Origin of the sequence: Streptomyces yerevanensis (assembly GCF_000716805.1) — a bacterium.
Classification (GTDB): domain Bacteria; phylum Actinomycetota; class Actinomycetes; order Streptomycetales; family Streptomycetaceae; genus Streptomyces; species Streptomyces flaveus.
Map to the genome: position 1 here is coordinate 34,844 of NZ_JNWJ01000014.1, position 19,784 is coordinate 54,627.

The following is a 19,784-nucleotide window of genomic DNA, read 5'->3' on the forward strand; positions in this document are numbered from 1 at the left end:
CAACGTTCCTCGGATCCCTCGAAGTCGCTGCCGCAGGAGGACGCATTGAACGAAGCCATCGAGTCAGCTACGCCCGCTCTGTGCCGACTCCAACTCGGCGTCGAACTACGGCGGTTGCGCACGGACAAGGGCCTGACGGCTGCGCAGGTGGCGCGACGGCTCTACTGGGCGCCGTCCAAGCTCACGCGACTGGAGACCGGGGACAACGGCGTTGTCGCACCCTCGGACGTCATAGCGCTGTGCGACCTCTACAGTGCCTCGCCCGAAGAACGGGCGGTGCTCGAGGGGTACGCCGTGGTCACCAAGACCAAGAAGGACTGGTGGCAGTCGCCGCTCTACCGGCCCGTCATCCCGCCCGGCTTCAAGGCGTTCCTGGGCTTGGAAGCGATCGCCACCCAACTTCGCACGTACGAAGCGGAGTTCGTGCCGGGACTGCTGCAGACCGAAGCGTACGTGCGGGTCATCCACGAGCGTGCCATGGCCGGACTCGGGCCCGACGAGATCGACCGGCTTGTCGAAGTACGGCTGACCCGCCAGGAGGTGCTGCGGCGCACGCAGTCCCCGCTGAAGCTCACCGCGATCGTGAACGAGTCCGTCCTGCGGCGGCGAGTGGGGAACGGGCAGGTCATGCGGGGGCAGCTGGAGCACATCGCCGAGCTGGCCGATGGGCTGCCGAACGTACGGGTCCAGGTCGTGCCCTTCGCGGCCGGCGCCCATCCAGGGATGAACGGCTCCTTCGCCGTCCTGCACTTCAGGGAACCGCTGAAACCGATCGTGTACCTGGAGAACCTGGCCGCCGCCGGCGTTACCCGCAAGGAGGACGACGTCGAGCGATACGAGGAAGCCTTCAGCGACCTCCAGGCAACCGCTCCAGGACACCGCGAGTCCCTGAACCTGATCCACAACGCCCTCAAGGAGTTCTGATCCCCATGCACATCCCGGCACCCGAACTGACCGAAGCTCGCTGGTTCACCTCCAGCTACAGCAACGACCAAGGGGGGAATTGCGTCGAGGTCGCCGACCTCACCTCGACCGCCTGCGCAGGCGTGGCCGTTCGCGACTCCAAGGCACCGGACGGGCCCGTACTGCTGATAGGTCCTGCGGTGTTCCGGGCCTTCGTACGCGCCCTCGCGTGAGACGAGCCCGACGGGCGACAACTCGACGTCGGGTCTACGGCGGGGTGGTGTCTCAGACGCGGTGTTGCGGAGGCGGGCGCGGCGATGGGGCAGCGGTCGCGGGGTGGCCCCAGGGGGTACTGGCCCCAGGCGTGAGCACTTCTCCTCGTGATGTTCACGCATCGCTCGTTTGAGAGCCTGAAGGGCATACTCACCCTGTGTGTTCACGCTTTCTGCGAGCCCCCGGCCCTCGCTGATCCCTGCATCCTCAGCTGTTGTCGGTGGCTCGCCTGCCGATGTGCTCCCGCAGCAGGTTCACCGCCAGGTCATGGCCGTAGTCCGTAGCCATGTGCATAGGCGTGTGCCCATCGGGATCCGAGAGTTCCGGATCGGCGCCGAAAGCAAGCAGCACTGCTGTGGTGTACACGGTCAGGGGGCGGCCACTCTGCAAGGCGCCGTCGCCCTCCGCATCGATGGCATGCGTCAGCAGCGTCATGTTGGCGAACACCTCGTTGGGATCCGCCCCGGCGGCCAGGAGCTGGGCCAACGTCTCTGCGTCCTCGTGCTCGACCGCATGATGAGCTGGCGTCCAGTAGTCGTGCACGGAGACATTCAACTGTCGCCGCACCACGTCCACCAGCGAATTTCAGCACCGTCAGCCAATTTGCGGCATAAGGTCTGCCCTCCCATGACCGAATACGCCACTTACGGCATCAGTACGCACAGCCCGAGCGAGTTGGCTCGGCTTGTCACCAGTCGCCTCGGGCTGGTCTTCACCGAGCGGGACAGTTGCTACCGCGGCGTCTACCACACAGCCGAACACTCCGATGGGCGCGTGCAGATCCAGCCCAACTCCATTCCGGGCGACGATGACGAAGACGAGCTCTACGCGTCAGAACACCCGGCGAGCCGCGTGCTGCTGCTGACTGAGAGCGCGGCTCCTGCCCCTGCTCTGCATGCAGGCTTGGAGTCCATCGATGGGCTCGTCCGGCTCTAGACCTCGCCACCCCCATGCAACCGCCGCAACACCACCCCGCACCTCCGCGCATACGCATGCTGAAACCCCCGCGTCGCCGGCCCGCCGGCCCGCGCGTACCACTTCGCCGGGCGGCTGAAGGCCGTGACCGTGAGCCAGACCGTGCCGTCGCCCGTCATTTCGACCAGGAAGGCTTCCTCGCCGGATTCGGGGTGGCCGGGGAGGGTGCCGTAGGCCCAGCCGGCTCGGCGGGGTTCTTCCGTGGTCCAGACGATGCGGCAGGGGGCCTTGATGAGGCCGCCGAGGGTGACCGTCAGTTCGACGCCGGGGGCGGCCTTGGGGGCTTCGGTGGTGATGCCTACGCCTACCGCGCGGTGCAGTTCCCAGGTCAGGACTGCGCGGGAGGACGCCTCGAAGACGTTGCGGCCTTCGCCGATACGCGTTCTGACGTGCAGGGGGTGGTAGCCGGGCGGGGTGCGGTTCTCGCGGGTCGCGCCCACGTCGTCGTACGTGAAGGGCGTTTCCGTGGAGGGCATGGGGAGCAGCGTAGGGCAGCCCCCGGAACGCCTTCTTTTCGGGGGCTGCCCATGTGCGTGCGGTGACCGGCTGAGCGTCAGTTCACGTTGACCGCGGCCCAGGCCGCCTGGACCGCCTTGTACTCCGTGCTCGTTGCGCCGTACAGGTCGCTCGCCGCGCTCAGCGTCGCGGTGCGGGCGCCCGCGTACTTCGTCGTCGACGTCATGTACTCGGTCAGCGCCTTGTACCAGATCTGGACCGCCTTGTCGCGGCCGATGCCGGTGACGGTGGAGCCGTTGGAGGTGGGGGAGTTGTACGTGACTCCGTTGATCGTCTTGGTGCCGCTGCCCTCGCTCAGCAGGTAGAAGAAGTGGTTCGCCGGGCCCGAGGAGTGGTGGACGTCCAGGCCGCCGAGGCTGGAGGACCAGGCGTCGGCCGAGTCGCCGTCCTTGCTGGGCTTGTCCATGTAGCGGAGCGGCGTGCCGTCGCCGTTGATGTCGATCTTCTCGCCGATCAGGTAGTCGCCCACGTCCGAGGAGTTCGCCGCGTAGAACTCCACCGCCGTGCCGAAGATGTCGGACGTCGCCTCGTTCAACCCGCCTGATTCACCGCTGTAGTTGAGGCCCGCGGTGTTGGAGGTGACGCCGTGCGTCATCTCGTGGCCCGCCACGTCGATCGACGTCAGCGGCTTCGCGTTGCCCGCGCCGTCGCCGTAGGTCATGCAGAAGCAGCCGTCGGACCAGAAGGCGTTGACGTACGCGTTGCCGTAGTGGACGCGGGAGTAGGCGGCCTTGCCGTCGTTCCTGATGCCGCTGCGGCCGAGGACGTTCTTGTAGAAGTCCCAGGTGACCTGCGCGCCGAAGTGCGCGTCCACGGCGGCGGTCTGGGCGTTGGAGGCCGCGCCCGTGCCCCAGGTGTCGTCGGCGTCAGTGAAGAGGGTGCCGGTGCCGGACGTACCGCGGTTGAGGTTGTACGTCTTGCTGGCGCCCCGGGTCGGGTCGTTGAGCTGGTACGTCGAGCCCGACTGCGAGGTGCCGATGGTGACGTCGCCGCTGTACTGGCTGTGGCCCGTACCGGTCTGGATCGCCTCCCACTCGTACAGCTTCTCGCCCGTGGTGGCGTCCGTGATGACGTGCAGTTCCTGCGGGGTGCCGTCGTGCTGGAAGCCGCCGACGACCGTCTCGTACGCGAGGGCCGGCTTGCCGCTCGCGGCCCAGATGACCTTGCGGGGGGCCTTGTCGGCCGCGGACTTCTTGCTGCCCTCCGCCTTGGCGGCCTTCAACGCCTGCTTCTCCGCCGTGGACTTGGCGATGTCGGGCGTGACGTCGGTGACCTTGATGTCGGCCTTCGTCGCTCTGGTCACGCCTTCCGTCTTGCCGGACTTGGTCTCGTGGATCACCAAGTCGCCGCCGAGGACGGGGAGTCCGCCGTACGTGCGCTCGTAGCGGGTGTGCGTGGTGCCGTCGGCGTTCTTGATGACGTCTCTGACGACCAGCTTCTCCTTGGCGCCGAGGCCTATCTCGTCCGCCGTTTCGGGGGTCGCCGCGTCGGCCTTCTTGATCAGGCTCGTACGGGCTGCCGCGGACAACTGGACCGGGGCGCCCGCGAGTTGCGTGTCGGCGGACGGCTTGGCGCCGGACTGGGCGGTGGCGCCGGTGGTCAGGCCGGCGGTGAGGAGGGCTCCGGCCGCGACGGCGGTGGCGATGGCCAGAGTCGTGCGCTTGTGACGCGCGTAGAGGGGGGTCACGCAAGCTCCTTTGTGGGGGTGCTCGACAGGCATGGGTGGCCCGTCGGGCGGGTGAAGGGGCGGTGCGGGGTGCCTGCGGCAGCTGTGCGGGAGTGCCGCGTGAGCTGAAGAGTGCCAGGTGAGGCGTGTGCATGTCAGTGGGCGAACGGATGTTGGCCGGAAATCGTCCAGGCTTCGTTCGCCTGCGGCGTGCGCCTATTCGCCTGCGGCGGCGCCTACAGGGGTGGGGAGTTGGGTTCGTGGGCGAGTGCGGGCCGTCTTGGGTTGCTCGCGCAGTTCCCCGCGCCCCTTACGGGGCGCTTCCCCCGGCCGGAGGAAACCCGTACCGAACTCAGCCCAAGATCCCCCGGTCGTACCCCACCGCCACCGCCGCCGCCCGGTCCTTGACCCCCAACTTGGCGTACAGGTGCGTCAGATGCGTCTTGACCGTCGCCTCGCTGATGAACAGGACCCGGGCGATCTCGCGATTCGAGGTGCCCTTGGCCACCAGCGCCAGGACCTCGCGTTCGCGGGCCGACAGCGGCTCGTTGGCCGGTGCTCGGACTGCCGAGACCAGGCGGGATGCCACTGCTGGAGACAGGACCGTACGGCCCTCCGCCGCCGCGCGGACCGCGGTGAAGAGTTCGTCCCTCGGGGCGTCCTTCAGGAGATAACCCGTCGCGCCCGCCTCGATCGCGGGGAGGGTGTCGGAGTCCGTGTCGTACGTCGTCAGGACCAGGATCTTGGCGCGGGCGCCCTGCCGGGTCAGCTCGGCGATGGCCTCCACGCCGTTGCCGCCGGGCATGCGGAGGTCCATCAACACGACGTCCGGGTCCAGGGTTTGGGCCAGCGTCACGGCCTCCACGCCGTTCGACGCCTCGCCCAGCACCGTGAATCCCGGTGCCGATTCGAACATGCCGCGCAGACCGTCCCGTACGACGGGATGGTCGTCGACGATGAGGAGCGTGATGGCGTCATCGGTCATGGCGTACCAACGGTACGCGAGCCGACACCGCCGTACCGTGCCCCGGTTCGGACTCGACGGTGAGCGACCCGGCGATGCGTTCGGCGCGGGCGCGCATGCCGTCGAGGCCGAAGCCGCCGTGGCCGTTGCGGGAGGGGAGGGCGAGAGGGTCGAAGCCGCGGCCGTCGTCGCGTACGTCGAGGACGACCTCGTCGCCCATGAAGGAGAGGGTGACGCCGAGTCGGCCGGCGTGGGCGTGCCGGGAGGCATTCGACAGGGCCTCCTGGACGATGCGCAGCAGGGTCGCCGAGACCTCCTCGTGCAGGTGCTCGGCGGTGCCCGTGGTCGTGAACTCGGCGCGTACGCCCGTCCGTTCGGCCCATTCGGCGACCGTCTTCTTCAGCGCCTGGGGCAGCCCGTCGTGCTCCAGGGCGACGGGCGCGAGGTTCTGCACGGAGCGGCGGGCCTCGCCGAGGCTGTGGCGGGCCAGGGCGGAGGCGCGGTCGAGGTGGGTGCGGGCGGTCGGCAGGTCGGGGGCGTTCGCGACGACCTGGAGCTGGGCGATGATGCCGGTCAGGCCCTGGGCGATGGTGTCGTGGATCTCGGCGGCGAGCCGCCGTCGCTCGTCGGCGACGCCCGCTTCCCTTGCCTGGACGAGGAGTTGGGCGTGGAGGGCGGCGTTCTCGTCGAGGGCTTGCTGCAAGGCGGTGTTGGTGCGCTCGAGTTCGGTGATGGTGGCGGCCCGGGCCTCGGAGCGGATCTCCTCCTGTTCGGAGAGGTGGGCGAACACCATCAGAATCGCGTTGTTGGCGACCAGGAGCCCGGCGAACACCGCCCACTGGATCCCGTTCTTCGGCGGCAGTCCGCCGGACTGCGAGCCGGCCATGACGATCGAGGTGAGGAACAGCGCGAGCCGCTGCCGACGTCTGCCCGGGATCAGCTTGTCGGCGTCGAAGTAGCCCATGACCGCGTAGAACGCGCAGAACGGGTTGATCCAGGTGAGGACGAAGGCGATCACCCAGCGCACGATGTAGTACGTCGTCCCGGTCCGGGTGGGGGTCAGTCCGCGGTCGGGTCGGCGGTGGCGGGTCCGGTCCCACCACATCTGGAGCGCGAGAGCGGTGACGATCAGGACCCCGCCCACGGCCCACTCGACGGGACCGCCCAACAGCTCGGCGGTGACGGCCGAGAGGGCAGTGGAGACACCGAGCAGCCCGTACGGACCCCAGGTGTGGAACTGCTCCCACCGCTTCTCGATCTGCCGGTCCTGCATGTCCGCCGCGGTCACATCCCCAGTCTGCACGGCCGGCATCGCCTACTCCCAGCGGAACCAGCGCGCGGCCGCCACCGTCAGGATTACCGTCCACGCGACGAGCACCCCCAGGTGGTCCCAGCCCGGCCAGTCGCCCGCTGCCGCTTCGTTCAGGGCCTGGGCCGCCGCGCCGAACGGGGTGAACTCGACGATACGGGTGAGGACGTCCGGCATCGTCTGGACGGGTATATAGACACCCGCGCAGAACATGCTCGGGAAGAACGCCGCGGTACCGAGGGCCGTCGCCGCCTTCGAGGTGCGGGCCAGCGCCGAGATCAGGGCACCCATGGCGAGGGCGACCGCCACGGCGAGCAGCAGCGCCAGTACGTATCCGAAGGGCTGGCGTGGTAGGGCCACATCGAACGCGATCCGGCCCACCGACAGCGCCAGCAGCGCCGACAGTACGGCGGCGGCTCCGTGCAGCCCCATGTGCGCGGACAGCAACGCGCTCGGACGTACCGGAGTCGTCGACATACGGCGCAGGATGCCGCGTTCGCGGTAGCCGGTGATGCCCGGCGGCAGGGACTGCAGGCCGGCCACGATCATGCCGAGCAGCACCGCCACCGGTACGTACGTGTCGATGATCCGGAGGCCGCCGAGGTCTTCCTGGGTGGTCCGGAACCCTGGGATGCTGCCGAGGAGCACCAGGAGCAGGGTGGGGAACGCCAGAATCCAGAAGTGGGCGCCGGGTTCGCGGCCGAAGAGCCGGGCCTCGGTCTTCAGTACGGCGGTGCTGCTCATCGTGCGACTCCCGTCAGATCGAGGAACGCGTCGTCCAACGTGGCGTCGGTGACGCGGAGTTGATGGGCCGTGATGCGCTGCCGGGCGAGCAGCGTGATGACCGCGTTGACGGTCTCGTCGGTGCCGCCGAGCGTGATCCGGCCGTCCTTGCACTCGACGGACGCCACGGCGGGCAGCGCGGCCAGGTCGCGTTCGTCGAGCGGGACCGAGGGCGTGAAGCTGATGAGGGTGGCGTTCGTGGCGCGGGCGATCAGCCCGCGGGGCGTGTCCAGCGCGGCGATCCGGCCCTGGTCGATGACCGCGATCCGGTCGCAGAGGCGCTGCGCCTCCTCCATGAAGTGGGTGACGAGGAGGACAGTCACGCCGTTCGCGCGGATGTCCTCGATGAGCTCCCAGGTGTCACGGCGGGCTCGTGGGTCGAGGCCGGAGGTCAGCTCGTCCAGCACGACGACCCTCGGATCGCCGATCAGCGCGAGCGCGATGAACAGGCGCTGCTTCTGGCCGCCGCTGAGTTTGCCGAACCGACTGTCCAACTTGCCGGTGAGGCCCAGGCGTTCGGCGAGTGGGCGCCAGTCGGCGGGGCTCGGATAGAAGGCGGCGTACAGCTCCAGCGCCTCGCGGACGGTGAGTTTCTCCTGGAGTTCGCTCTCCTGGAGCTGGGCGCCGAGGACGCGGCTGACGGCGTCGTGGTCGGCGACGGGGTCGAGGCCGGTGACGCGTACGCGGCCCGCGTCCGGGATCCGCAGACCCTCCACGCATTCCACGGTGGTCGTCTTGCCGGCGCCGTTCGGGCCGAGGATGCCGAAGATCTCCCCCTCCTCGACGGCGAAGGAGACCCCGTCGACGACGGCCCTCCCTCCGTACGACTTGCGCAGTCCGGTGACTTCGATGACGGGTTCGCTGGTCATGCCTCGAGGGTCCCCGGCAGCAGGGGCGGAGCACATCGGCCGTCTCGCTCGAAGGCACATCAGCCGATCGGTTGATACGGGGCTACGACTGCGCAGGTCGGACCGGTCCTAGGTCCTCCGAAGGAGCGCAGGACCGGCCGAAACTCGGTGGGCGGTGTCAGTGCCGATCCGTAGGCTCACTACTGATGGCCACTACACCCGCAGTCACCGATGACAAGGACCTCACGAACCCTGAGGACACAGCCCAGGCCGGTCGCCGCGACGGCGACCGTTCCGTCGTACGGATTCTGCTGCGCCTGTGGCCGTACGTACGGCCCGTGCGGACGCGGCTGTTCACGGCGGCGTTCGTCGCGATACTCGCCTCATGCATGGGGCTGGTGATCCCGCTCGTCCTCAAGTGGATCGTGGACGGTCCTGTGGCTAGCCGGGATCCGCGCGGGGTGTGGCTGGGGGCGCTGGTTCTGCTGGTGCTCGGGCTCGCCGAGGCGCTGCTGTTCGGGCTGCGACGGTGGCTGGTGGCCCGGCCGCTGGCCGGTGTCGAGGCGTCGATGCGGGCGGATCTGTACCGGCATCTGCAGCGGCTGCCGGTGGCCTTCCACGACCGCTGGCCCTCGGGACAGCTGCTGTCGCGGGGCACGACCGACCTGATGCTGCTGCGCATGTTCCTGGCCTTTCCGCTGACGTTCCTACTGGTCAACGGCGTGACCATCGTCGTCGGCGTGCTCATCATGCTGGCGCAGGACTGGACGCTCGGCCTTGTGATCCTGGGTCCTGTCGTGCCCGTGATCGTCGTGTGTTCCGTCTTCGAGAAGCGGTACGCCGATGTGGCGCGGCTCGCGCAGGACCAGGTGGGCGATCTGACGACGGTCGTCGAGGAGAGCGTCCTCGGGATCCGGATCATCAAGGGGTTCGGGCGGCACCGCAGCCAGTCGCGGGCCTTCCGGAAGCTGTCGCGGACCCTGCGCGGCACCGAGCTGCGCAAGGCTCGGCTGCTCGCCGCGATCTGGGCCGTCATCATGACGCTGCCCGAGCTGGCCATCGGGGCGGCGCTGGTTCTCGGGACGGTGCAGGTCGCGGACGGTGCGCTGTCCGCGGGCACACTCGTCGCCTTCCTCTCCACCGCGCTGGCGCTGCGCTGGCCGGTCGACTCCATCGGGTTCCTGCTGGCCATGACCCAGGAGGCGGCGACGGCGACGGAGCGGTACTTCGAGGTGATGGACGCGGAGCCGGAGAGTACGGGGAGCCTGAAGAGCACGGGCAGCCGGGTGTCGCCCGAGGACGCCGCCTCCGTGGAGAGCACGGGCGGTCTGCGGTTCCACTCCGTGTCGTTCCGCTATCCCGATGCCCCCGCTGACTCTCCTCCCGTACTCGACCGGATCGACCTCCACATCCGGCCCGGCGAGTCCATGGCTCTCGTCGGCGCGACCGGCACGGGCAAGACCACCCTCACCGCCCTCGTCCCCCGCCTCCACGAGGTGACCTCGGGCCGGATCACGCTGGACGGCGAGGACATCACGGCGATGCCCCGTGAGGAACTGCGCTCCAAGGTCGCCGTGGCCTTCGAGGAGCCCACCCTGTTCTCGGCGTCCGTCGGGGAGAACGTCCTCATGGGCGCTCAACCGGACGCGGGGGAGCGGGAGTTGGAGCGTGCCCTCGCCATCGCCCAGGCCGACTTCACCCACGCCCTCCCACACGGCACCGGCACCCAGGTCGGCGAGCAGGGCCTCAGCCTCTCCGGCGGTCAGCGCCAACGGCTCGCGCTGGCCAGGGCAGTCGTGGGCCGCCCCCGCTTCCTCGTGCTCGACGACCCGCTCTCCGCCCTTGACGTGCACACGGAGGCCGCGGTCGAGGCCGCCCTGCGCCGCGTACTGGCCGAGACGACCGCCCTGATCGTGGCGCACCGCCCGTCCACGGTCCTGCTCGCCGACCGCGTGGCCCTGCTCTCCGGCGGCCGGATCGCCGCGACCGGCACCCACCACGAACTGCTGCGCACGAACGCCGAGTACGCCCGTCTGATGTCCGGCGCGGAACACCCGGAAGCCGAACATCTGGAAGCGGAACCCCCAGAAGCGGACGGCGAGAGCGGCGCGTACGGCGAGACCGTCCTGGAAAAGGAGAACGACCGATGACCGCGGCGCCCACCACCACCGCGCCGAACCAGGAACCCCGCAAGGACCGGCCCGCCGGCGACCCCCCGGAGACAGGCGACGCCTTCGACCGCGACGCCCTCCCCACCCCACCGGGCGCGACCGCCGCCCTGCTGCGCTCCCTGCTCGCCCCGATGAAGGCCCGCGTCGCCCTCACCTCCCTGCTGCTCCTGCTCCAGCAGGCGGCGGTGCAGGCGGGCCCGCTGCTCGTGGCGTACGCCATCGACCGTGCCGTCCCCGCGTTCCGCGACGACCGGCACGGGCCGCTGATCGCGGTGGCGGTCGGGTATCTGCTGTGCGCGCTGGCCTCCGGCGGGCTCCAGTACGCGTTCATCACCGCGTCCGCGCGCGTCAACCAGGACGTGCTGCTCGACCTGCGCGGCCGGATCTTCCGCCACGCCCAGGCGCTGAGCATCGACTTCCACGAGCGCTACACCTCGGGCCGCCTCATCTCCCGCTCCACCACGGACGTCGAGTCCCTGCGCGAGCTGCTCGACGAGGGCCTGCAGGAACTCATCACCGTCATCATCTCCTTCATCTACATCTCGGCGATGCTGCTCTGGCTCGACCTGGGCCTGGGAGCGGTGGCCGTGGCGTCGTTCGCGCCGCTCTACCTGTTCATCCGCCAGTACCGGCGCCGCGCCGGCCGCGTCTACGCCGTCCGCTCGACCGCGATCGCCGCCGTGATCGTGAAGTTCGCCGAGACGATGAACGGCATCCGGCCGGTGCGCGCGTTCCGCCGCGAGGACACCAACGACAAGGAGTTCCGGGTCCTCAACCACCGGCACGAGCGCAAGAACGGCGACGCCCTGCTGGAAATGGCCCGCTACGTCGTCAAGTCCCGGCTGGTCGCCAACACGACGGTCGCGGCGATCGTGCTGTGGGGCGCGTACCGGGTGGCCTCGGAGTCGCTGGCGCTCGGCGTACTGGCCGCCTCGGTCCTCTATCTGCGCCGCCTGTACGACCCCATCGACCGGCTGGGCATGTTCCTCAACTCCTACCAGTCGGCCGCCGCCTCACTGGAGAAGATCGCGGGCCTGCTCGCCCAGACGCCCACGGTTCCGGAGCCCGCCGAGCCGAAGCCCCTGCCCGCGCTCGTCTCCGAGCAGCCGGGCCGCGAGGTCGTCTTCGACGGTGTGCGGTTCGGCTACCGCACGGGCGGCGAGGTGCTGCCGCGCTTCGACCTGACGCTGCCCGCCGGTCAGACCGTCGCCGTGGTCGGCTCGACGGGCGCGGGCAAGTCGACGCTCGCCAAACTCCTGGCCCGCTTCTACGACCCCACGGCAGGCCGCATCCTCCTGGACGGCGTCGACCTGCGCGAGCTCGCGATGCCCGAACTGAGGCGCGGTGTGGTGATGGTGACCCAGGAGGCCTTCCTCTTCTCCGGCACGGTCGCCGAGAACATCTCCATCGGCCGCCCCGACGCCACCCGCGAGGAGATCGAACGCGCCGCCAAGGCCCTCGGCGCCCATGACTTCATCGCCGCCCTGCCCGACGGCTACGACACCGACGTACGCAAAAGGGGTGGCCGTATCTCGGCAGGCCAGCGCCAACTCGTCGCGTTCGCCCGGGCGTTGCTAGCCGACCCGGCGGTCCTGATCCTCGACGAGGCGACCAGCTCGCTGGACATCCCCGGCGAACGGGCCGTCCAGCGCGCCATGTCCACCGTCTTGCGGGGCCGCACGGCGGTCGTCATCGCGCACCGCCTGTCGACGGTGGAGATCGCCGACCGGGTACTGGTGATGGAGCACGGTCGGATCGTCGAGGACGGCTCGCCCGCCGAACTCGTCGCCGCGACCGGCAGGTTCGCGGACCTGCACCAGGCGTGGCGGGACAGCCTGGTCTAACGGCGGGGCAGGTGATCCGACAGTCGACGGGGAGGGTGGTCAACGGGTGGGGCAGATCGATGCGTACGGGGATCCGGGTACGCCCGACTGTCGCGGCGGCGGCCGGTATCTGTGGTGGCTGGTCAGGGCCCAGCCGGGCCGGTCCGCCGCCGGTGCGCTGCTGGCCAGCGTGTGGTTCGTGCTGATGGCGCTCGCGCCGTATCTGCTGGCCCGCGCGATCGACGACGGTCTGGAGCCGGGTGACCGGGCCGCGCTGATCGGCTGGGCCGCCGCACTGCTCGGCATGGGAGCGTTCAACTCCTGGCTGAGCATCATGCGACACCGCACCATGACCAGACTCCGGATGGACGCCAACTTCCGCACGGTGAAGGTCGTGGTCGGCCATGCGGTCCGGCTGGGCGCCGCGCTGTCGCGCCGGGCCGGGGCCGGGGAGGTCGTCACGATCGGCGTCGGCGACGTCCACACGATCAGCCAGTCCCTGACCGTTGTCGGGCCCGGCGTCGGCGCGATCGTCGCCTACCTGGTCGTCGCCGGGCTGCTGCTGACGGTCTCGCCCCTGCTCGCCGGAGTCGTCCTGCTCGGCATCCCGGCGATGGCCGTCGTGGCCGGTCCGCTGCTGGCGCGGCTGCAGAACGCGGAGACCACCTACCGCGAACGGCAGAGCGTGCTGACGGCGCGCATCGGCGACCTCGCGAGCGGACTGCGCGTCCTCAACGGCCTGGGCGGCAAGGGCCTGGTGGCCGACGCCTTCCACCGGGACTCGCAGCGGTTGCGGGCCCAGGGCTACCGGGTCGGGGCGGTGACCAGCTGGCTCCAGGCCCTTGGCGTCGGGCTGCCGACGGTGTTCCTCGCCGTGGTGACCTGGCTGGCGGCCCGGCAGGCCGCTCAAGGGAAGCTCACCGTGGGCGAGTTGGTGTCGGTGTACGGCTATGTCGCCGTCCTGGTGCCGATGGTGGGGTTCTTCGTGGAGTGCAGCTACGGGATCAGCCGTGGACTGGTGGCCGCGCGGCGCGTCGCCCATTTCCTGCGGCTGGAGCCGCCTGCCGACCACGGCACACGGGACGCCCCCGCGGAGCCCTCGGTGCTGCACGACCCGCAGTCCGGAGTGCGGGTGCTGCCCGGCCGGCTGACCGCGCTGGCCGGTGCCCGTCCCGCCGAGTCCGCGGCCGTGATCGACCGCCTCGGCCGGTACGTGGAGTCGGCGGCGACCTGGGGTGGCGTACGCCTCGACGAGATCGAACTGGCGCAGCTGCGCGAGCGCATCCTGGTCGCGGCCAACGAGGCCGACCTGTTCGCGGGAACACTGCGGGAGCTGGTGGCCGGCAGCCGGGACCCCGGCGAGGAGGACATCGCACGCGCCGTGCACACGGCCGCGGCCGACGACATCGTCCTCGGCCTGCCCGACGGAGTCGACTCGGCCGTCGACGCGCAGGGCCGCAGCCTGTCCGGCGGCCAGCGCCAGCGCGTACGGCTCGTGCGGGCGCTGCTGGCCGACCCCGAAGTACTGCTCGCCGTCGAACCCACCTCGGCACTCGACGCCCACACCGAGGCCGCCGTCGCGGACCGGCTGCGGGCCGAGCGGGCGGGCCGTACGACCGTCGTGACCAGCACCTCGCCGCTCGTACTGGACCGGGCGGACACCGTGTTCTACCTGGTCGACGGCAAGGTCGCGGCGAGCGGGAGCCATCACCGGCTCCTGGAGGAGGAGCCCGGATACCGGGCGCTCGTGGCTCGCGATGCGGACGCGGACGCGGAAACTGGCGCAGGCGCAGAGGAGGCCGTTCGGTGACATCGGTGACGAAGCAGTCGTCCGGTCAACTGCCTGTCGCCGAAGCGGCCGATGTGCGGCGGGCGGCGGGGCGGCTGATCCGGGCGGACGGGCGCGCCTTCACCGCCGTGCTCGCCCTGAACGCGCTGGCCGCCGCCGTCGGACTCGTCGGCCCTTGGCTGCTCGGCCGCATCATCGACGAGGTCAGGGCGGGCGGTGGCGTGGAGGTCGTGGACCGGCTGGCGCTCGCCATCCTGCTGTGTGCGCTGGCGCAGTTGCTGCTGACGCGGTGGGCCCGCTATGTGGGACACCGGTTCGGGGAGCGGACGCTGGCGCGGGTGCGCGAGCAGTTCGTCGAGCGGGCCCTGTCGCTGCCCGCCTCGGTCGTGGAGCGGGCGGGCACGGGTGATCTGACCGCGCGGGGCACGGCTGATGTCGCCCAGGTGGGCACCACGCTGCGCGATGCCGGACCCGAGTTGCTGATCTCCACCGTGCAGTGCCTGTTCATCCTCGGCGCGGTCTTCTTCCTCGATCCGCTGCTCGGTGCCTGTGCGGTGCTCGGTCAGGCCGGCATCTGGTTCATGCTGCGCTGGTATCTGCGCCGGGCGCGCACCGCGTATCTCGCCGAGGGCGCCGCCACGTCGGAGGTCGCCGAGATCGTGGCCGCCACCGCGGCGGGAGCCCGTACGGTCGAGGCCTTCGGCCTACAGGGACGGCGGATCGCGGCGAGCCGGGACGCGCTGGAGACGTCCCGTCGCACCCGGATGTACACGCTGTACCTGCGCTCCGTGTTCTTCCTGGTCGTGGAGGTCTCGTACATCGTCCCCGTGGTCGGCGTGCTGCTGGCGGGCAGTGTCCTGCACGAGCGGGGACTGATGAGCCTGGGTGCGGTGATCGCGGCGGCGCTGTATCTGCGCCAGCTCGAGTCGCCGCTCGACACGATTCTGATGCGGGTCGAGCAGTTGCAGAGCAGTGGCGCGTCGTTCGCCCGCGTGGAGGGGCTGGGGCGGGCTCCGCAGGCTTCGGCGGCGTCCTGTCCCACGCCGGAGGACGACCGGATCGATGTCACGGGGGTGCGGTACGCGTACGACCGTGGGGGCGAGGTGTTGCGCGGAGTGGACCTGACGGTGCGGCCGGGGGAGCGGCTGGCGATCGTCGGTCCGTCCGGCGCGGGCAAGACCACGCTGAGCCGGTTGCTTGCAGGGGTCGATGCGCCGAGTTCGGGGACGGTGACGGTGGGGCGGGTGCCGATCGCCGCACTCGGCCCGGAGCAGTTGCGGCGGCAGGTCGTGCTCGTCACCCAGGAGCACCATGTGTTTCTGGGCACGGTCCGGGACAACCTGCTGATCGCCGAACCGTCCGCTGGTGACGGTGAGTTGTGGGCGGCGCTGGCAGCGGTGGGCGCGGACTGGGTTTCCGAGCTGGCTTCCGGCCTTGACACCGAGCTGGGCCCCAGCGGGCACCGTCCGGACGGCTCACAGGCTCAGCAACTCGCCCTGGCGCGAGTGGTGTTGGCGGACCCGCACACGCTGATCCTCGACGAGGCCACGGCGCTCTTGGACCCGTCCACGGCTCGCCACACGGAGCACGCCCTGGCCGCCGTGCTCACCGGCCGCACGGTGATCGCGATCGCCCACCGCCTGCACACGGCCCATGACGCGGACCGGGTGGCCGTCATGGAGTCGGGGTGCCTGACGGAGGTGGGCACGCATGAGAGCTTGGTGGCGGCGGGCGGGGCGTATGCGGCGCTCTGGGGGTCGTGGCATGGGCAGGCCCAGGCTCACGACGGTTGAGCGCTTGGGTTCACCCCACCACCCGAAGCAGCAGAACCGCCCGCCCCGGCACCGAAATCCCCGCCCCCGCCCGATGCGCCACCCCCGGCGCCACCCCCTGCTCCTCCAGCGACGTATCCACCACGACCTCGTAGCTCTCCGCCCAAGGCGACCCGGGGAGGACGAAGTTCACCGGCTGCTCCCCCGCGTGGAGGACCGCGAGGAAGCTGTCGTCCGTGATCGGGGTGCCCTGGGCGTCCCGGCCGGGGATGTCGCGGCCGGAGAGGTACATGGCGAGCGTGGTGGTCGGGTCGTACCAGTCCTGTTCCGTCATCTCCTTGCCGTGGGCCGTGAACCAGGCCAGGTCGCGCAGCCCGTCCGTGGAATGGGCCTTGCCCGAGAAGAACGCCCGGCTTCGCAGCACCGGGTGCTCATGGCGCAGGGCGATCAGGCGGGAGGTGAGGTCGAAGAGGGGCCGCCACTCGGGGTCGTCCAGCAGACGCCAGTCGACCCAACTCAGCTCGTTGTCCTGGCAGTACGCGTTGTTGTTGCCCCGCTGGGTCCGGCCCAGCTCGTCACCCGCGAGCAGCATGGGCACGCCCGTCGAGAGCAGCAGAGTCGTCAGCAGGTTACGCAGCTGACGGCGCCGCAGCGCACGTATGGACGGGTCGTCCGTCTCGCCCTCCACGCCCCCGTTCCAGGAACGGTTGTCGTCCGTGCCGTCCCGGTTCCCCTCCCCGTTCGCCGCGTTGTGCTTGCGCTCGTAGGACACCAGGTCACGGAGGGTGAAGCCGTCGTGGGCGGTCACGAAGTTCACGGAGGCGTAGGGGCGACGGCCGCCCCAGGCGTACAGGTCGCTGGAGCCGGACAGGCGGTATCCCAGGTCGCGTACGTCCGGCAGGGCGCCCCGCCAGAAGTCGCGTACCGCGTTGCGGTAACGGTCGTTCCACTCCGTCCACAGCGGTGGGAACGCCCCCACCTGGTAGCCGCCAGAGCCCACGTCCCAGGGTTCCGCGATCAACTTCACCCGGCGCAGCACCGGGTCCTGCGCGATGACCGCCAGGAACGGGGACAGCATGTCCACGTCGTGCATCGAGCGGGCCAGCGCCGCCGCCAGGTCGAAGCGGAAACCGTCCACGCCCATCTCCGTCACCCAGTAGCGCAGCGAGTCCGTGATCAGGCGCAGGACGTGCGGCTGGACGACGTGCAGGGTGTTGCCACAGCCCGTGTAGTCCGCGTACCGCCGTGCGTCCTCCTGGAGCCGGTAGTAGCCGCGGTTGTCGATGCCGCGGAGCGACAGCGTCGGGCCCAACTCGCTTGCCTCGGCCGTGTGGTTGTAGACCACGTCGAGGATGACCTCGATACCGGCGGCGTGCAGCGCGCGCACCATGCGCCGGAACTCGCCGACCTGCTGGCCCCTCGTCCCGGAGGCCGCGTACGCCGCGTGGGGCGCGAAGTAGCCGATGGAGTTGTAGCCCCAGTAGTTCTTCAGGCCCCGCCGCAGCAGATGATCCTCGTGCGCGAACTGGTGCACCGGCAGCAGCTCGACCGCCGTCACACCCAGCTTCACCAGGTGCTCGATCGCCGCCGGGTGCGCCAACCCTGCGTACGTACCCCGTAGTTCCTCGGGGATGTCCGGATGCAGGCGGGTGAAGCCGCGTACATGCACCTCGTAGATCACCGAGTCCGCCCACGGCGTCTTCGGGCGGCGGTCGTCCGCCCACTCGTCGTCGGGCGCGTCATCGTGGACGACGACACCCTTCGGGACGTACGGCGCCGAGTCCCGGTCGTCGCGCACGGTGTCGGCGACCTGCTGCTGAGGCCAGTCGCGGACGTGCCCGTACACCTCGGGCGGCAAGCTGAACTCGCCGTCCACGGCACGCGCGTACGGATCGAGGAGGAGCTTCGCCGGGTTCCAGCGGGCGCCGGTCCACGGGTCCCAGCGGCCGTGCACACGGAAGCCGTACCGCTGTCCCGGCCGCACGCCCGGCACGAAACCGTGCCAGATCTCATGGGTCAGCTCGGTGAGAGGCAGCCGCACCTCCACGCCCTCGTCGTCGAAGAGGCACAGCTCGACCGACTCGGCACCGCCCGCCCACAGCGCGAAGTTGGTGCCCGCCACGCCGTCGGGGCCGACGCGGAAGCGCGCCCCCAGCGGGGTCGGGGCACCGGGCCATACGGGCATGACGGGCGCCGTACGCGCAGCGCCGTTCAGCACGGCGGACGGGGCACGCCCCTGTGGAGCGGAAGCGGGCAGCCCGCCTGCCGGGGCGAGCTTCTGCTGACCGGGCAGCCCGTCGCCCGGCGCACGCTCCTCCTGCTGCTCGATCTGCTCGATCTCCTGCTCGGGTGCGCTCGACACCTGTTCAACCTCCAGCGGCTCGGTTGAACGGCGCCAAGAAGAACACATGGCCCTATATTTTGGCTCGCCTCCGGGGCGCTCCAGTCGGTGTCGAGATGCCGATCGTGCTCAGCCCTTCGGGCCTCCGCGCGCTCGCCCTCTCGACACCGACGCGCCCCTTCGGCTCGCGGCCAGCCATGGCTCATCGTCGCGTCGTCCTTCCCACTGTTCTGCCCAGAGCAAGGCTCGCACTCACGTTTCCCCAGGAGGGGAATGATCGTTGGGTGCACGTGATGGATGCACACAGGCGCACACGGCGCACACAGTCAGTGATGACCGCCGTACTGACATGGGCAGGGCTGCTGGCCGCTGCCACGGCATGCACCTCCCACGGGCTCGACAGCGTGCTCGGCAAACCCCGCTCACCCGAGGAGACGATCCGCATCCTGCCCGACGACGGCAGCAAGGCCGTACGCCCGGACCAGGAGCTGAAAGTACAGGTGGAGTCCGGGCGCCTGGAGTCGGTGAAGGTCGTCAAGTCCCGGGACACGCAGGAGTCCGACGCGCAGGAGTCCCCGGTCCCCGGGCGCATCGAAGCGGACGGCATGACCTGGCGGCCGGCCGGCGACGGAAGGCTGGAGCCGGCCGCCACGTACACCGTGGACGCGGTCGCCCTCGACGGGCACGGACGGCGGATCGCGCGGCATACGACGTTCCGGACGCACGTCCCCGGCAAGCGGCTCATCGGACACGTCACCCCCGCGTACCCGTCGACCGTCGGCACCGGAATGATCGTCTCGCTCCAGTTCAACCGCGAGATCCAGAACCAGGCGGCCGTCGAGCGCGCGATCCACGTACGGGCACGTCCCGCCGTCGAGATCCGCCCGCACTGGTTCGGCAGGAACCGGCTGGACTTCAGGCCCGAGAAATACTGGAAGCCGGGTACGAAGGTCACCGTCGCCCTGCGGCTACGGGACGTCGAGGCGGCGCCCGGCGTCTACGGGGTCCAGCACCGGACCTACTCCTTCACTGTCGGCCGCAGCCAGACCAGCCTCGTCGACGCCGCCGAGCACACCATGGAGGTACGCCGCGACGGCAAGCTCCTCGCCACCGTGCCGATCACCGCGGGCGCCCCCGAATCCACGACGTACAACGGGAAGATGGTGGTCACCGAGAAACTCGAGGTGACCCGGATGAACGGCGCCACCGTCGGTTTCAAGGACGCCGACGGCAAGGGCGAGTACGACATCCCGGACGTCCCGCACGCGATGCGGCTCACCAACTCCGGGACCTTCCTGCACGGCAACTACTGGGCGCGCGGCGTCTTCGGCAACACCAATGTCAGCCACGGCTGTGTGGGCCTGCGCGATGTGAAGGGCGGCAGCTCCACGACCCCCGCGGGCTGGTTCTTCGACCGCAGCCTGGTCGGTGACGTCGTCGAAGTCGTGCACAGCGATGACAAGAAGGTCGCTCCCGACAACGGGCTCGGGGGATGGAACATGGCATGGAAGGAGTGGAAGGCGGGCTCCGCCATGAATTAGCCGGACATGGGCGGGACATAAGACGGACAGAGGGACGTGAACACGAGATCACTTTCAGCTGAACTTGCGACTGAAAAGTGACAATTACGAGGAGCCACCGCTGCTGGTCA

16 protein-coding genes are annotated in these 19,784 nt (G+C 70.1%); 8 read left to right on the forward strand and 8 right to left on the reverse strand.

The annotated features are described in order from the left end of the window. The first annotated feature begins 45 nt into the window (after positions 1-45). Both OP79_RS16475 and OP79_RS16480 read left to right on the forward strand, forming a co-directional pair. Positions 46-924, forward strand: coding sequence for a helix-turn-helix domain-containing protein (locus OP79_RS16475; protein WP_033320975.1), 879 nt, complete (start codon positions 46-48; stop codon positions 922-924). A gap of 5 nt (positions 925-929) precedes the next feature. Further along, complete coding sequence (locus tag OP79_RS16480; protein WP_033320976.1) at positions 930-1,136, forward strand: DUF397 domain-containing protein; 207 nt, start codon at positions 930-932, stop codon at positions 1,134-1,136. A gap of 247 nt (positions 1,137-1,383) precedes the next feature. Here OP79_RS16480 and OP79_RS16485 read toward each other — a convergent pair whose 3' ends face one another. Then, positions 1,384-1,719, reverse strand: a complete 336-nt coding sequence (locus tag OP79_RS16485) for an ankyrin repeat domain-containing protein (protein WP_033321172.1) — start codon at positions 1,717-1,719, stop codon at positions 1,384-1,386. An 84-nt stretch (positions 1,720-1,803) separates the two neighbouring features. Here OP79_RS16485 and OP79_RS16490 point away from each other — a divergent pair, with 84 nt between their 5' ends. Continuing rightward, positions 1,804-2,112 (forward strand): hypothetical protein, encoded by a 309-nt coding sequence (locus OP79_RS16490; RefSeq protein WP_033320977.1) that lies wholly within the window; start codon positions 1,804-1,806, stop codon positions 2,110-2,112. On the opposite strand, the gene OP79_RS16495 is transcribed toward OP79_RS16490, so the two are convergent. The 6 genes from OP79_RS16495 to OP79_RS16520 all read right to left on the reverse strand — a co-directional run bounded on the left by OP79_RS16495 (position 2,109) and on the right by OP79_RS16520 (position 8,258). Next, positions 2,109-2,627 (reverse strand): DUF1990 domain-containing protein, encoded by a 519-nt coding sequence (locus tag OP79_RS16495; protein ID WP_033320978.1) that lies wholly within the window; start codon positions 2,625-2,627, stop codon positions 2,109-2,111. The genes OP79_RS16490 and OP79_RS16495 overlap by 4 nt on opposite strands. Before the next feature lie 77 nt (positions 2,628-2,704). Next, positions 2,705-4,354 (reverse strand): M4 family metallopeptidase, encoded by a 1,650-nt coding sequence (locus OP79_RS16500; protein WP_033320979.1) that lies wholly within the window; start codon positions 4,352-4,354, stop codon positions 2,705-2,707. A gap of 331 nt (positions 4,355-4,685) precedes the next feature. After that, positions 4,686-5,318, reverse strand: a complete 633-nt coding sequence (locus OP79_RS16505; protein ID WP_033320980.1) for a response regulator — start codon at positions 5,316-5,318, stop codon at positions 4,686-4,688. After that, complete coding sequence (locus OP79_RS16510) at positions 5,308-6,609, reverse strand: sensor histidine kinase (protein ID WP_211270809.1); 1,302 nt, start codon at positions 6,607-6,609, stop codon at positions 5,308-5,310. The genes OP79_RS16505 and OP79_RS16510 overlap by 11 nt, the downstream gene beginning before the upstream one ends. Positions 6,610-6,612: 3 nt before the next feature. Beyond that, positions 6,613-7,350 carry an ABC transporter permease gene (locus OP79_RS16515; RefSeq protein WP_033320981.1) on the reverse strand — a complete coding sequence of 246 codons (738 nt, stop codon included), beginning with the start codon at positions 7,348-7,350 and terminating at the stop codon, positions 6,613-6,615. Beyond that, the gene (locus tag OP79_RS16520) at positions 7,347-8,258 is read right to left on the reverse strand and encodes an ABC transporter ATP-binding protein (RefSeq protein WP_033320982.1); all 912 of its coding nucleotides are present in this window, start codon (positions 8,256-8,258) and stop codon (positions 7,347-7,349) included. The genes OP79_RS16515 and OP79_RS16520 overlap by 4 nt, the downstream gene beginning before the upstream one ends. A gap of 185 nt (positions 8,259-8,443) precedes the next feature. On the opposite strand from OP79_RS16520, the gene OP79_RS16525 reads away from it, so the two are divergent. Genes OP79_RS16525 through OP79_RS16540 form a run of 4 tightly spaced genes read left to right on the forward strand, consistent with a single transcriptional unit; the run spans position 8,444 to position 15,813 of the window. Beyond that, positions 8,444-10,387: an ABC transporter ATP-binding protein gene (locus OP79_RS16525; protein ID WP_078491830.1), complete on the forward strand. Its 1,944-nt coding sequence runs from the start codon at positions 8,444-8,446 to the stop codon at positions 10,385-10,387. Beyond that, the gene (locus OP79_RS16530; protein ID WP_033320983.1) at positions 10,384-12,252 is read left to right on the forward strand and encodes an ABC transporter ATP-binding protein; all 1,869 of its coding nucleotides are present in this window, start codon (positions 10,384-10,386) and stop codon (positions 12,250-12,252) included. Before OP79_RS16525 ends, OP79_RS16530 begins: the two co-directional genes overlap by 4 nt. A 46-nt stretch (positions 12,253-12,298) precedes the next feature. Beyond that, a complete protein-coding gene (locus tag OP79_RS16535) occupies positions 12,299-14,041 on the forward strand; it encodes an ABC transporter ATP-binding protein (RefSeq protein ID WP_245685349.1) in 1,743 nt (580 codons plus the stop codon). A 5-nt stretch (positions 14,042-14,046) separates the two neighbouring features. Continuing rightward, positions 14,047-15,813 carry an ABC transporter ATP-binding protein gene (locus OP79_RS16540; protein ID WP_033321176.1) on the forward strand — a complete coding sequence of 589 codons (1,767 nt, stop codon included), beginning with the start codon at positions 14,047-14,049 and terminating at the stop codon, positions 15,811-15,813. A 10-nt stretch (positions 15,814-15,823) separates the two neighbouring features. On the opposite strand, the gene glgX is transcribed toward OP79_RS16540, so the two are convergent. Next, positions 15,824-18,154, reverse strand: coding sequence for a glycogen debranching protein GlgX (glgX, locus tag OP79_RS16545; protein WP_033320984.1), 2,331 nt, complete (start codon positions 18,152-18,154; stop codon positions 15,824-15,826). A 311-nt stretch (positions 18,155-18,465) separates the two neighbouring features. Here glgX and OP79_RS16550 point away from each other — a divergent pair, with 311 nt between their 5' ends. Next, complete coding sequence (locus OP79_RS16550; protein WP_078491832.1) at positions 18,466-19,674, forward strand: L,D-transpeptidase; 1,209 nt, start codon at positions 18,466-18,468, stop codon at positions 19,672-19,674. Positions 19,675-19,784: the final 110 nt, after the last annotated feature.

What these genes read in the sequence shown, in the direction of transcription:
- OP79_RS16515 (WP_033320981.1), bottom strand. Translation starts at nt 7,350, where the DNA reads ATGAGCAGCACCGCCGTACTGAAGACCGAGGCCCGGCTCTTCGGCCGC.
- OP79_RS16530 (WP_033320983.1), top strand. Translation starts at nt 10,384, where the DNA reads ATGACCGCGGCGCCCACCACCACCGCGCCGAACCAGGAACCCCGCAAG.
- OP79_RS16550 (WP_078491832.1), top strand. Translation starts at nt 18,466, where the DNA reads ATGACCGCCGTACTGACATGGGCAGGGCTGCTGGCCGCTGCCACGGCA.
- OP79_RS16505 (WP_033320980.1), bottom strand. Translation starts at nt 5,318, where the DNA reads ATGACCGATGACGCCATCACGCTCCTCATCGTCGACGACCATCCCGTC.
- OP79_RS16480 (WP_033320976.1), top strand. Translation starts at nt 930, where the DNA reads ATGCACATCCCGGCACCCGAACTGACCGAAGCTCGCTGGTTCACCTCC.
- OP79_RS16520 (WP_033320982.1), bottom strand. Translation starts at nt 8,258, where the DNA reads ATGACCAGCGAACCCGTCATCGAAGTCACCGGACTGCGCAAGTCGTAC.
- OP79_RS16490 (WP_033320977.1), top strand. Translation starts at nt 1,804, where the DNA reads ATGACCGAATACGCCACTTACGGCATCAGTACGCACAGCCCGAGCGAG.
- OP79_RS16510 (WP_211270809.1), bottom strand. Translation starts at nt 6,609, where the DNA reads ATGCCGGCCGTGCAGACTGGGGATGTGACCGCGGCGGACATGCAGGAC.
- OP79_RS16495 (WP_033320978.1), bottom strand. Translation starts at nt 2,627, where the DNA reads ATGCCCTCCACGGAAACGCCCTTCACGTACGACGACGTGGGCGCGACC.
- OP79_RS16525 (WP_078491830.1), top strand. Translation starts at nt 8,444, where the DNA reads ATGGCCACTACACCCGCAGTCACCGATGACAAGGACCTCACGAACCCT.